The organism is Oceaniovalibus guishaninsula JLT2003, assembly GCF_000299575.1.
In the GTDB taxonomy this organism is placed as follows: domain Bacteria; phylum Pseudomonadota; class Alphaproteobacteria; order Rhodobacterales; family Rhodobacteraceae; genus Palleronia; species Palleronia guishaninsula.
In genome coordinates, this window is the sequence record NZ_AMGO01000007.1 from 272,439 (window position 1) to 284,519 (window position 12,081).

Sequence of the window (12,081 nt, forward strand, 5' to 3'; positions counted from 1 at the left end):
ACGGCGTCACGCTCGGCGTTTGGCGGGCCGGTCCGGCAGGGTATGGCCGTCGGCCCAGGCCCGCGCCGCGGCGAGATCGTCCCTGTCCTCGCAGTCTTTCATACGGCGTCCCAGCAGGATTAGCCCCTGATGAAGCTGGGCGATGTGGGGGTCTGCGTCGTGAGCCGCCGGATTGCGGTTGTCCAGCAGGCGACAGATGGCCTTGACGGTATCGGCGAAGTTCAGCGCCGGATCGTCCGGCACGAAAACGCCGGGCAAGGGCGATGCCGTCAGTTTCACCGCGACCCCGCACAGGTCCGGGCCGAGCGGCGCGATATGACGCAAGGTGCTGTCCGGGTCGGAGCGGTCCTTTCGCACCAGCGCGTGATAGCGGGCGGCGAAGCTGCGCATCGTGGTGGTCGTCTGAAGGATGTCCAGGATGAAGCTGACCGCGAGCGTCAGCACGACCATGCCGTTCACCGCCGCCACCATCGACAGGACATCCCACCAGCCGTTCGTGACCTTGGCCGTCGATGCCCCCAGCGTGGACAGGGCCGAGCCGGTGAACGCGACGGTCTGCACCAGATTGGCGGGGTCGCCCGACTGCGCCGAGACAAGCGAGGCGCCGGCCAGATACATCAGCGTATAGCCGAGCAGGTGCAGCGCGATCCACGTTCCGGCGATCGCGGTCAGGATGCCGGGACCGAGAAGGCCGCGCAGCGACGGCCTGCCGCGCCGTTCGGCCGCGATGACGAGGCGTCCCCCGGTCTTCCACAACGCGCGGGCAATGCGGTGGCTGATGAAGCCCAGCCCGTCCAGACTGATCGTGGTGCGCAGGAAATCGAAGAAGGCGAACGCCACGGTCAGGGCGCCGAGCGCGAAGACGAGGACTTCGATCATGCGTCAGAATTTCCGGCTGCCGTCCTTACGGGGGCTTGAACGGCGCGGCGGGCGCGATGTTCCGGTCGCGCGGGGGTGGCGGGACTGGACGCGGGGCGCGCGATCGGCCATATCCGGCGCAACCGACCGGAGGCCGAGATGGGTATTCTGCACAAGCTGCTGGGCGCGGTGACCTGGTGGAACGGCGCGACGCTGAACACGCGGCTGTGGTCCTGGCGCAAGGGCACGCGCGTCGGCGAGGACGAGATGGGCAACACCTTCTATCAGACGAAGGACGGACAGCGGCGCTGGGTCATCTATAACGGTCTGTCCGAGGCCAGCCGCATCGGTCCCGAATGGCACGGCTGGCTGCACCATACCTGGGACGAGCCGCCGACGACGGCGCCGGTGCTGCGCAAGGCGTGGGAAAAGCCGCATCTGCCGAACCTGACGGGGACGGATCTGGCCTATGCGCCCGAGGGATCGCTGCGCCGCGTCGATCCGGTCGTTCGCAAGGATTACGAGGCGTGGACGCCCGAATGATCCGCGCGCTGGCCGCATCGCTGGCGCTGGGCGGCCTGCTGGCTTTGCCGGCGGGGGCGCAGCAATACGACGACGAACCGGACGAGAACGCGCCGCCGGTCCAGATCTTTCCCGATGTCGATGCCGCGGTGGCCGGGCAGGTGGCCGAGGCGCCCGCGGCGATCCTGCGCGGGCTGGACAAGCGGGTGGGCGACGTGACGGATCTGGCGCTGGCCAAGGGCGACACGGTGGCGCTGGGCCGGTTGCAGGTGACGCTGGGCGAATGCCGCTATCCGCGCGACAACCCGTCGGGCGACGCATTCGCCTATCTGGTGATCCGGCAGGCGGGCGAGGACCGGCCGGTATTCCAGGGATGGATGATCGCGTCGGCCCCGGCGCTGAGCGCGCTGGAGCATCCGCGCTATGACATCTGGGTCATGCGCTGCACCACCTGACAGGCGGGCGGCAGCGGGCCGGGAAGGATGGAGACGGGCAGGGCCAGCGCGCGCGAAAGGCGGCGGCGGTATTCGGCGCGGGGAATCTCGACCGCCCCGAGACTGGCCAGATGCGGAGTCAGGAACTGCGTGTCGAACAGCGCGAAACCCGACCGGCACAGCAGGTCGACCAGCCAGACCAGCGCCGCCTTGGACGCGTCGGTGCGGCGCGAGAACATCGATTCGCCGAAGAACGCGCCGCCCTGCGCGATGCCGAAGATGCCGCCCGCCAGCGCGCCGTCCTGCCAGATTTCGACGGAATGGGCGTGGCCGTCGCGCGCGAGCGCCAGATAGAGGTCGGCCAGCGGCGCGTTGATCCATGTTTCGTCCCGGTCCGCGCAGCCGGCGAGGGTGCCGGCGAAATCGCCGTTCAGCGTCGCGGTGAAGCTGCCGCGGCGCAACCGGCGGCGCAGGCTGCGCGACAGATGCAGGTTGTCGAGCGGCACGATGCCCCGGCGGCGCGGATCGACCCAGAACAGGTTGGGATCGTCGCGCGCCTCGGCCATCGGAAAGATGCCCTGGGCATAGGCCCGCAGCAGATGCGCGGGCCCCAGCGGCATCATTGCAGATGCGTCTGCAACCAATGTTCGAGCCAGTGGATGTCGTAATCGCCGCGCAGGATCGCCGGATCGTCCAGCAGCGCGGCGAAAAGCGGCAGCGTGGTATCGACGCCATCGACGATCAGCTCGCCCAGCGCGCGGGACAGGCGGGCCAGCGCCTCGGGGCGGTCGCGGCCGTGCACGATCAGCTTGCCGATCAGGCTGTCGTAATAGGGCGGGATGCGATAGCCGTCGTAAAGCGCGCTGTCCATCCGCACGCCAAGGCCGCCCGGCGCGTGATACTGGCTGATGCGGCCCGGCGAGGGCGAGAATTTCGGCAGTTTCTCGGCGTTGATCCGCACCTCGATGGCATGGCCGTTCAGCGTCAGGTCGTCCTGCGTGAAGGACATCGGCAGGCCGGCGGCGACGCGGATCTGTTCGCGCACCAGATCGACGCCGAACACCGCCTCGGTCACGGGGTGTTCGACCTGAAGGCGGGTATTCATCTCGATGAAATAGAATTCCCCGTCTTCATAGAGAAATTCGATGGTGCCGGCGCCCGAATAGCCGATGCGCGCCACGGCGTCGGCGCAGGTGGCGCCGATGCGGGCGCGCTGTTCGGGGGTGATCGAGGGGCCGGGCGCTTCTTCCAGCACCTTCTGGTGCCGCCGCTGAAGCGAGCAGTCGCGTTCGCCCAGATGCACCGCGCGGCCCTTGCCGTCGCCGAAAACCTGAACCTCGATGTGGCGGGGGGCGCCGAGGTATTTCTCGATATAGACCTCGTCGTTGCCGAAGGCGGCCTTGGCCTCGGCCCGCGCGGTCTGGAAGGCGCTTTCCATCTCGTCCGCGGTGCGGGCCAGCTTCATGCCGCGCCCGCCGCCGCCCGCCGTCGCCTTGACGATGACCGGATAGCCGATGTCGGCGCCGATGCGCCGCGCGGCGTCGAGGTCGGGCACGCCGCCCTCGCTGCCCGGAACGCAAGGCACGCCCAGCTTGCGCATCGTGTCCTTGGCGGTGATCTTGTCGCCCATGATGCGGATATGTTCGGCCGAGGGGCCGATGAAGGTCAGCTGGTGATCCTCGACGATCTGCACAAAGCTGGCGTTTTCGGACAGGAAGCCGTAGCCGGGATGGATGGCCTGCGCGCCCGTTATCTCGCATGCCGAGATGATGGCGGGGAAGGACAGATAGCTTTGCGCGGCGGGCGCGGGACCGATGCAGACCGATTCGTCGGCCATGCGGACATGCATCGCATCGGCGTCGGCGGTGGAATGGACGGCGACGCTGCGGATACCCATTTCGCGCGCGGCGCGGATGACGCGCAACGCGATCTCGCCTCGATTGGCGACCAGGATCTTGTCGAACATGCGGCCTACTCGACGATCATCAGGGGGGCGCCGAATTCGACCGGCGCGCCGTCCTCGATCAGGATGCGGCGCACGGTGCCGGCGCGGGGGGCGGGGATGTGGTTCATCGTCTTCATCGCCTCGACGATCATCAGGGTCTGGCCCTCGGCCACGGTATCGCCGGGCTTGACGAAGGCGGGCGCGCCGGGTTCGGGCGACATGTAGGCCGTGCCGACCATCGGCGAGGTGACGGCGCCGGGCAGCGCCGCCGGATCCTCGGTCGCCGGTCGGGGACGCGCGGCGGCGGCGGGCGCCTGCGGGGCCGCGGCGGGCAGGGCGGCGGGCGGCGGGGCCGGAGGCGCGACCGCGACGCCGCCGCGGCTGACGCGCACGTCGAGGCTGTCATCGGCGCCGTATTCCCGCTTGACGCGCAGTTCGGTCAGATCGTTCTCGCGCAGAAGCTCCGCCAGGGCCTGAATGAAGGCCACATCGGATTTGTGCGGGGTGTCGGTCATGCCATCCTCGTTCCAGCGCGTTGAACCGCCCGTATAGGGCAGGTGCCGCAAGGTGGAAAGTGGCATGGGCGGCGCGAATTTTACCGTTTGATAAAAAGCCGGGCTGTGCAAGTCTGGCGCTATCAGCGGAGGAGCGAGGCCGATGAACGATGCCAGCCGGATGCCGGGATTGCGGGCGGGACGCCTGAGCCCCGAGATCTATGCCCTGAACTTCTCGGACGCGTATCCGCCGCTGGACCGGCACGAGGCGCTGGTGGCGGCGGACCGATGCTATTTCTGCCACGACGCGCCCTGCGTGACCGCCTGCCCGACCGAGATCGACATTCCGCTGTTCATCCGCCAGATCGCCACCGGCACGCCCGAGGCCGCGGCGAAGACGATCTTCGATCAGAACATCCTGGGCGGCATGTGCGCGCGCGTCTGCCCGACCGAGACCCTGTGCGAGGAAGCCTGCGTGCGCGAGCTGGCGGAAGGCAAGCCGGTGCGCATCGGCGCGTTGCAACGCCATGCGACCGACACGCTGATGGCGCGCGGCGTGCATCCATTCGTGCGCGCGGCGCCGACGGGGCGGCAGGTGGCGGTGGTGGGCGCGGGGCCCGCCGGGCTGGCCTGCGCGCACCGGCTGGCGCTGCACGGTCACGCGGTGACGCTGTTCGAGGCGCGGCCCAAGGCGGGCGGGCTGAACGAATACGGCATCGCCAGCTACAAGACCGTGGACGGCTTCGCGCAGGCCGAGGTGGAGTGGCTGATGCAAATCGGCGGCATCGGGATCGAGACCGGGCGGATGCTGGGGCGCGACCTGTCGCTGGAGACGCTGCGCGAAGAGTTCGACGCGGTGTTTCTGGGGCTGGGTCTGCCGGCCGCCTATGCGCTGGAGGGCGCGGCGCAGGCGGGCGTGCGCGCGGCGGTGGATTTCATCGCCGACCTGCGGCAGGCCGACGATCTGTCCGCGCTGCCCGTGGGGCGCGACGTGGTGGTGATCGGCGGCGGCATGACCGCCATCGACGCCGCCGTGCAGGCGCGCCTGCTGGGGGCCGAGCATGTCACCATCGTCTATCGGCGCGGGCCGGACCGGATGCCCGCCTCGGTCAAGGAGCAGCGGCACGCGACGGCCAGGGGCGTGCGCATCCTGCATAACGCGCAGCCGGTGGCGGTTCTGGGCGAGGGCCGTGCAACCGGCGTGGAGTTCGCGTATACTGCGGAAACGGACGGCAGGCTGGCCCCGACGGGCGAGACCTTCGTGCTGAAGGCCGACCAGGTGCTGCTGGCGATCGGCCAGTGGCTGGAAGACGCGCCGGACGGGCTGGAACGGGACGGCGCGCGGCTGCGCACCGATGCGCGCGGACGCACCACGATGGCGGGCGTCTGGGCGGGCGGCGATTGCGTGGCGGGCAATGCCGGACTGACCGTGGCGGCCGTGGCGCAGGGACGCGACGCGGCCGAGGATATTCACACCGCGCTGGGCGCGGGGAAGGACACCCGATGAAGAAGCCGATGCGCAAGCCGCCGAGCGCCGAGACCACCGACAAGCGCGATGCCGATGCGCTGGCCCGCGTCCACGACATGACCGAGCCCGAGCGGATCCGCGCGCTGATGGCCAATGCCCGCCGCCTGAACGTGCCCGAGGTCTACAACGCCGCGTTCCGGCGGCTGGTCGATGTCCAGTCCGAGGCCGAGCCGGGCACCGTCGCGCACGATTTCTGGCGCACCGTCCATGCCTTCGAGCAGATGCTGAAGGAGGAACGCGGCAAGACCATCCGCCTGACCCGCACGCGCCAGAAGATTGCCCGCGTGGGCGAGGTGCGCACGCTGGCCGATTTCGCCGATGCCACGAAGGAAACCCAAGGCTTCGAGATGCTGATTGCGCGGCAGATGCCCGAGCTGACCGGCGAGGCGATCATCCTGCGCCATCCGGACGATTTCGACGACAAGACCCGCGATGCCGCGGCAGCGCGGCTGAGTTCCGCCGGTGTCGATCCGGCCCAGTTCACCCCAGCCTGACCGGAGGTCCAGCATGGCCGATCTTGCGACCAACTTCGTCGGCATCCGCAGCCCGAACCCGTTCTGGCTGGCCAGCGCACCGCCGACCGACAAGGAATACAACGTCGTGCGGGCCTTCCGCGCGGGTTGGGGCGGCGTGGTGTGGAAGACGCTGGGGCTGGATCCGCATATCGTCAACGTGAACGGGCCGCGCTATGGCGTCGTTTACGGGGCCGACCGGCGGGTACTGGGGCTGAACAATATCGAGTTGATCACCGACCGCCCGCTGGACGTGAACCTGCGCGAGATCAAGAAGGTCAAGCGCGACTGGCCCGACCGCGCGATGGTCGTGTCGCTGATGGTGCCCTGCGAGGAATGGGCCTGGAAACAGATCCTGCCGCTGGTCGAGGAGACAGGCGCGGACGGCATCGAGCTGAATTTCGGCTGCCCCCACGGGATGAGCGAGCGCGGCATGGGCAGCGCCGTGGGGCAGGTGCCCGAATATATCGAGATGGTCACGCGCTGGTGCAAACAGAACACGCGGATGCCGGTTCTGGTCAAGCTGACGCCGAACATCACCGATGTGCGCTATCCCGCGCGGGCGGCGAAGGCCGGGGGCGCGGACGGCGTGAGCCTGATCAACACGATCAGCTCGATCACGTCGGTGAACCTCGACGATTGGAGCCCCGAGCCAAGCATCGACGGCAAGGGCAGTCACGGCGGCTATTGCGGACCGGCGGTCAAGCCCATCGCGCTGAACATGGTGGCCGAGATCGCGCGCGACGCAGAAACGCTCGGCCTGCCGATCAGCGGCATCGGCGGGGTGACGACATGGCGCGACGCGGCCGAGTTCATCGCACTGGGCGCGGGATCGGTGCAGGTCTGCACGGCGGCGATGACCTATGGCTTCAAGATCGTGCAGGAAATGGTGTCGGGTCTGTCGCAGTATCTGGACGAGAAGGGCATGAGCCTGGACGATCTGCGCGGGCGGGCGGTGCCCAACGTGACCGACTGGCGATATCTGAACCTGAATTATGTCACCAAGGCGCGGATCGACCAGGACCTGTGCATCAAGTGCGGGCGCTGCTATGCCGCCTGCGAGGACACGTCGCATCAGGCCATCGGCATCGGTCCGGGCCGCACGTTCGAGGTGATCGACGCGGAATGCGTGGCCTGCAACCTGTGCGTCAATGTCTGCCCGGTCGAGAACTGCATCTCGATGATCGAGCTGGAACCGGGCGTCACCGATCCGCGCACCGGTCTTGTGGTGCGCGACGAGTACGCCAACTGGACGCAGCACCCCAACAACCCCGCCGCCGCGGCGGCGGAGTAGGGGCGCCCGCTTCAGGCCGTGCGGTCCATGACCGGCGGCGCGGGCGGGCGGCTGTCGGCGGGGCCGTGCGCCAGCGGATCGTAGGGCGATGTCTTGCCGTCGGGAACGATGCGCGGCGCTGCCGGCCCTGCGATGCGGTCGAAAAGGGTATCGACGCGGATCGCTTCGCGCGTGCGTTCGGCGGCAAGGCGGGCCGCCGCGTCTTCGTCCTGTGCGGCCTGCATCAGGACGATGGCGGATGCCAGCGCCTCGCGATCCACGGCAGGCGCAGGCGCCAGCGGTCCCTCGTCCGCTGAAGTCGCGGTTGTCACGACCGGAGAAGTAGGCGCGGCCGGCGGGGCGGTGTTCGTCGCCGCTGCGGGCGGTGCCGCCGGGGCGACCGGATCGACGGGCCGCGTTTCGGCCGGGGCGGTGCTTGCCGGGGCCTGCGCCACCGGATCCTTGGCGGCGGGCGGCTGGGGCTTGGGTTCGGGTCGGGGTTCGGGCTTGGGCTGCGGCGGTTGCTGCGCGGCACCGAAGGGCGGACGCGGACGGAAAAGGCCGCCGAATATGTTCGAGAACATGATTCCTCCTGACGCCCCCACGCGGCACAATCCTAGCATGGCGCGCATCGCCGCAAAGCGGTTTGCGGGAAACTGGCTTGCGGGGCGTTAGGGTTAACGCGCGGGGGTCAGCGCGCCGCGATAGAGCGCGTCGAGAAAGTCGCGCGCCTGGATCCAGTGTTCGTCCGATTCGGGCCGCAACACGCCGCGCACCTGCACGTCGAAATCCGCATAATGCTGGGTGGTCGCCCAGATCGAGAAGATCAGGTGCCGCCCGTCGAGCGGCGCCAGACGGCCCCCGCGCGACCAGTCGTCGATCAGCGCGGCCTTTTCCAGCACTAGATCGCGCAACTCGCCCTCGATCCGGTCGAGAAAGCGCGGCGCGCCGGACAGGATTTCACCGGCGAAAAGGCGGCTTTCGCGGGGCAGGCGGCGCGACATGTCGAGTTTGCGGCGCATGTAGCCCAGAATCTCGTCCACCGGATCGCCGTGCGGGTCCAGCGCGCGCAGCGGCGCCAGCCAGTCGGCCAGAAGTCGGGTCAGCAGGCCGGTATAGATCGCTTCCTTGGACGCGAAATAGTAAAGCAGGTTCGGCTTGCTGAGGCCCGCCTGCGCGGCGATGGCGTCGAGCGTGGCGCCGGCGAAACCCTGCCGCGAGAAGACATCGAGCGCGGCATCCAGGATGGCGGCATGGTTGCGCTTCTGGATGCGCGTCACGGGGCCGTCGCCGGTCACGCGAAGGGGCCGGCGGGACGGAAAGGGGGACGCCTTGACTGCATAGGACGCTCTGCTAGCGTCGATCTGACCAGGCGGTCAAACATTTTGACCGCGCAGGCAACATGCGGACGGATCCAATGGCTGCACCCGGCGAGAACCTTCAGATCGACGGTGCGCGGCTTTGGGACAGTCTGATGGAAATGGCGAAGATCGGCCCCGGCGTGGCGGGCGGCAACAACCGCCAGACGCTGACCGATGCCGATGCCGAAGGACGCGCGCTGTTTCGCGACTGGTGCGAGGCGGCGGGGCTGACGATGGGGCTGGACCGGATGGGCAACATGTTCGCCCGGCGCGAAGGGACCGATCCCGACGCGCTGCCGGTCTATATGGGCAGCCATCTGGATACCCAGCCGACGGGCGGCAAGTATGACGGCGTGCTGGGCGTGCTGGGCGCGCTGGAAGTGATGCGGTCGCTGAACGATCTGAGGATCCGCACGCGCCATCCCATCGTCGCGGTGAACTTCACCAACGAGGAAGGCACCCGGTTCGCGCCGGCGATGCTGTCCTCGGGTGTGTTCGCGGGCGTGCATGACGAGGATTGGGCCTATGCGCGCAAGGACGCCAGGGGGCTGACCTTCGGCGACGAATTGAAGCGGATCGGCTGGCAGGGCGACGAGGAGACGGGCGCGCGGAAGATGCACGCGTTCTTCGAGCTGCATATCGAGCAGGGGCCTATCCTGGAAGCCGAGGGCAAGGATATCGGCGTGGTCACGCACGGGCAGGGCCTGTCGTGGATGCAGCTGACGATCACGGGGCGCGAGGCGCATACCGGATCGACGCCGATGCCGATGCGGCGCGATGCGGGGCTGGGCATGGCGCGGGTGCTGGACCTGGTCAACGAGATCGCGCTGAGCCACGCGCCCGATGCGGTGGGCGCGGCGGGGCAGATCGACGTCTATCCCAATTCGCGCAACGTGATACCGGGCCGCGCGGTTTTCACCGTCGATTTCCGTTCACCCGATATCAACGTGATCGCCGATATGGAACGGCGGCTGGACGAGGGCGCGCGGCGAATCTGCGCCGCAATGGGGTTGGAGGTGGAGATGGAGAAGGTCGGCGGGTTCGACCCGGTGGCCTTTGACGAGGGGTGCGTGGCGGCGGTGCGCGCGGCGGCCGACCGGCTGGGGCTGAGCCATCGCAACCTCGTTTCCGGGGCGGGGCACGATGCGTGCTGGATCAACCGCGTGGCCCCGGCGGCAATGATCATGACGCCGTGCAAGAACGGGCTGAGCCATAACGAGGCCGAGGAGATCAGCGAAAGCTGGGCCACCGCCGGCGCGAACGTGTTGTTTCATGCGGTCGTCGAGACCGCGCAGATCGTGGAGGAGGACGCCTGATGGCGTTGAGGACAATCGCGCTGACGGTGCTGGCGCTGCCGCTGGCGGCCTGCGCCGTGCCGGGGCAGACGGGCTTCGGTCCGGGTTACGACAGCGACAGGGGCTTCGCGTCGGCCTTTCGCCGGGCGCCGCCGCAACCGTCGCCCGCCGCGTTGGCGGCGCTGCCCGCGGGCATGAACCCCGACTTCCTGATCAAGGGCGGCGACGGGTGCTATCTGATAGCGCTGGAACAGGGCGATCCGCCGATGGGGGTGCCGCTGCTGAATTCGGCGGGCGTGCAGGTCTGCGATGTCTGAGCGCACGGTCATCAAGGGCGGCACGATCGTCACCGCCGACCTGACCTATGACGCGGATGTCGCCATCGAGGACGGGCATATCGTCGAGATCGGGCCGGATCTGTCGGGGGGGCGGGTGCTGGACGCGTCGGGATGCCTGGTGATGCCCGGCGGGATCGACCCGCATACCCATCTGGAAATGCCGTTCATGGGCACCTATTCCAGCGACGATTTCGAATCGGGCACGCGCGCGGCATTGGCGGGCGGCACGACGATGGTGGTCGATTTCGCGCTGCCCAGCCCCGGACAGGGGCTGCTGGACGCGTTGCAGATGTGGGACAACAAATCGACCCGCGCGAATTGCGACTACAGTTTTCACATGGCGATCACCTGGTGGGGCCAGCAGGTCTTCGACGAGATGGAAACCGTCGTGCGCGACCGCGGCATCAACACGTTCAAGCATTTCATGGCCTACAAGGGCGCGCTGATGGTGCAGGACGACGAGATGTTCGCGTCGTTCCGGCGCTGCGCCGAACTGGGCGCGCTGCCACTGGTCCATGCCGAGAACGGCGATGTGGTGGCGGATCTGTCCGCGCGTCTGCTGGCCGAAGGCAATGACGGGCCAGAGGGCCACGCCTATTCCCGCCCCCCGCAGGTCGAGGGCGAGGCGACGAACCGCGCCATCATGATCGCCGACATGGCGGGCGTGCCCCTCTATGTCGTGCACACATCCTGCGAGGAAAGCCACGAGGCGATCCGCCGGGCGCGCGCGCAGGGCAAGCGCGTCTGGGGCGAGCCGCTGATCCAGCACCTGACGCTGGACGAATCCGAATATTTCGACAAGGACTGGGACCATGCCGCGCGGCGGGTCATGTCGCCGCCCTTCCGCAACAAGGCGCATCAGGACAGTCTGTGGGCCGGATTGCAGGCCGGATCGCTGAGTGTGGTGGCCACCGACCATTGCGCCTTCACCACCCAGCAGAAACGCACCGGGATCGGGGATTTCACCAAGATCCCGAACGGCACCGGCGGGCTGGAGGACCGGATGCCGATGCTGTGGACGCATGGGGTGCGCACCGGACGCCTGACGCCGCAGGAATTCGTGGCCGTGACCAGCACCAATATCGCGAAGATCCTCAACATCTATCCGAAGAAGGGGGCGGTGCTGGTTGGCGCCGACGCCGATCTGGTGGTGTGGGATCCGGCGAAGGAGAAGACGATCACCGCGGGCTCGCAGCAAAGTTCGATTGATTACAACGTGTTCGAGGGCAAGCATGTGACCGGCCTGCCGCGCTATACGCTGACGCGCGGCGCGGTCGCCGTCGATGATGGCGAGATCCGCACGCAGGAAGGCCACGGCCGCTTCGTCCCCCGCCCCGCCAACGGACCGGTGAACCGCGCGCTGTCGTCCTGGAAGGAACTGACCGCGCCGAGGAAGGTGGAACGGTCGGGTATCCCGGCGAGCGGGGTTTGATGAACGGAGATCTTCGCTTGGTTCGATGTCGGTCGATACAGGAATGCAAGCCGATAATATTTTCAGATATCGGCGTCTTTCTCCAAAGT

The 12,081-nt window shown here is 68.3% G+C and carries 14 protein-coding genes; 8 read left to right on the forward strand and 6 right to left on the reverse strand.

The genetic code is table 11. The features are described from left to right. Positions 1-6 precede the first annotated feature (6 nt). Positions 7-879, reverse strand: a complete 873-nt coding sequence (locus OCGS_RS14465; RefSeq protein WP_007425753.1) for a hypothetical protein — start codon at positions 877-879, stop codon at positions 7-9. Positions 880-1,017: 138 nt separating this feature from the next. Here OCGS_RS14465 and OCGS_RS03000 point away from each other — a divergent pair, with 138 nt between their 5' ends. Both OCGS_RS03000 and OCGS_RS03005 read left to right on the forward strand, forming a co-directional pair. After that, positions 1,018-1,401: an NADH:ubiquinone oxidoreductase subunit NDUFA12 gene (locus OCGS_RS03000; protein WP_040610416.1), complete on the forward strand. Its 384-nt coding sequence runs from the start codon at positions 1,018-1,020 to the stop codon at positions 1,399-1,401. Then, a complete protein-coding gene (locus OCGS_RS03005) occupies positions 1,386-1,835 on the forward strand; it encodes a DUF2155 domain-containing protein (RefSeq protein ID WP_238538209.1) in 450 nt (149 codons plus the stop codon). Before OCGS_RS03000 ends, OCGS_RS03005 begins: the two co-directional genes overlap by 16 nt. Here OCGS_RS03005 and aat read toward each other — a convergent pair. The 3 genes from aat to accB are packed head-to-tail and all read right to left on the reverse strand — an operon-like array spanning position 1,802 to position 4,274. Continuing rightward, on the reverse strand, positions 1,802-2,437 hold the full coding sequence (aat, locus tag OCGS_RS03010) for a leucyl/phenylalanyl-tRNA--protein transferase (protein ID WP_007425756.1): 636 nt from the start codon (positions 2,435-2,437) through the stop codon (positions 1,802-1,804). The genes OCGS_RS03005 and aat overlap by 34 nt on opposite strands. Continuing rightward, positions 2,434-3,780, reverse strand: a complete 1,347-nt coding sequence (gene accC, locus OCGS_RS03015) for an acetyl-CoA carboxylase biotin carboxylase subunit (RefSeq protein WP_007425757.1) — start codon at positions 3,778-3,780, stop codon at positions 2,434-2,436. The genes aat and accC overlap by 4 nt, the downstream gene beginning before the upstream one ends. Positions 3,781-3,785: 5 nt before the next feature. Beyond that, complete coding sequence (gene accB, locus OCGS_RS03020; RefSeq protein ID WP_040610341.1) at positions 3,786-4,274, reverse strand: acetyl-CoA carboxylase biotin carboxyl carrier protein; 489 nt, start codon at positions 4,272-4,274, stop codon at positions 3,786-3,788. Between the two features lie 142 nt (positions 4,275-4,416). On the opposite strand from accB, the gene OCGS_RS03025 reads away from it, so the two are divergent. From OCGS_RS03025 to preA, 3 genes are read left to right on the forward strand one after another with little or no spacing between them, the layout of a single operon-like run. After that, complete coding sequence (locus tag OCGS_RS03025) at positions 4,417-5,760, forward strand: NAD(P)-dependent oxidoreductase (protein ID WP_007425759.1); 1,344 nt, start codon at positions 4,417-4,419, stop codon at positions 5,758-5,760. Beyond that, positions 5,757-6,275: a hypothetical protein gene (locus OCGS_RS03030; RefSeq protein ID WP_007425760.1), complete on the forward strand. Its 519-nt coding sequence runs from the start codon at positions 5,757-5,759 to the stop codon at positions 6,273-6,275. The genes OCGS_RS03025 and OCGS_RS03030 overlap by 4 nt, the downstream gene beginning before the upstream one ends. A 13-nt stretch (positions 6,276-6,288) precedes the next feature. Further along, positions 6,289-7,587 carry an NAD-dependent dihydropyrimidine dehydrogenase subunit PreA gene (preA, locus tag OCGS_RS03035; RefSeq protein ID WP_007425761.1) on the forward strand — a complete coding sequence of 433 codons (1,299 nt, stop codon included), beginning with the start codon at positions 6,289-6,291 and terminating at the stop codon, positions 7,585-7,587. A gap of 11 nt (positions 7,588-7,598) precedes the next feature. On the opposite strand, the gene OCGS_RS03040 is transcribed toward preA, so the two are convergent. Together OCGS_RS03040 and OCGS_RS03045 are read right to left on the reverse strand one after the other, a co-directional pair. Next, positions 7,599-8,150, reverse strand: coding sequence for a hypothetical protein (locus OCGS_RS03040; RefSeq protein WP_007425762.1), 552 nt, complete (start codon positions 8,148-8,150; stop codon positions 7,599-7,601). A 93-nt stretch (positions 8,151-8,243) separates the two neighbouring features. Further along, positions 8,244-8,864 carry a TetR family transcriptional regulator C-terminal domain-containing protein gene (locus OCGS_RS03045; protein WP_007425763.1) on the reverse strand — a complete coding sequence of 207 codons (621 nt, stop codon included), beginning with the start codon at positions 8,862-8,864 and terminating at the stop codon, positions 8,244-8,246. 119 nt (positions 8,865-8,983) lie between these two features. On the opposite strand from OCGS_RS03045, the gene OCGS_RS03050 reads away from it, so the two are divergent. The 3 genes from OCGS_RS03050 to hydA are packed head-to-tail and all read left to right on the forward strand — an operon-like array spanning position 8,984 to position 11,992. Next, positions 8,984-10,243, forward strand: coding sequence for a Zn-dependent hydrolase (locus OCGS_RS03050; protein WP_007425764.1), 1,260 nt, complete (start codon positions 8,984-8,986; stop codon positions 10,241-10,243). Beyond that, the gene (locus OCGS_RS03055) at positions 10,243-10,539 is read left to right on the forward strand and encodes a hypothetical protein (RefSeq protein WP_007425765.1); all 297 of its coding nucleotides are present in this window, start codon (positions 10,243-10,245) and stop codon (positions 10,537-10,539) included. Before OCGS_RS03050 ends, OCGS_RS03055 begins: the two co-directional genes overlap by 1 nt. Continuing rightward, entirely contained in the window at positions 10,532-11,992 is a 1,461-nt protein-coding gene (hydA, locus tag OCGS_RS03060) for a dihydropyrimidinase (protein ID WP_007425766.1), read from the forward strand. Before OCGS_RS03055 ends, hydA begins: the two co-directional genes overlap by 8 nt. Positions 11,993-12,081: the final 89 nt, after the last annotated feature.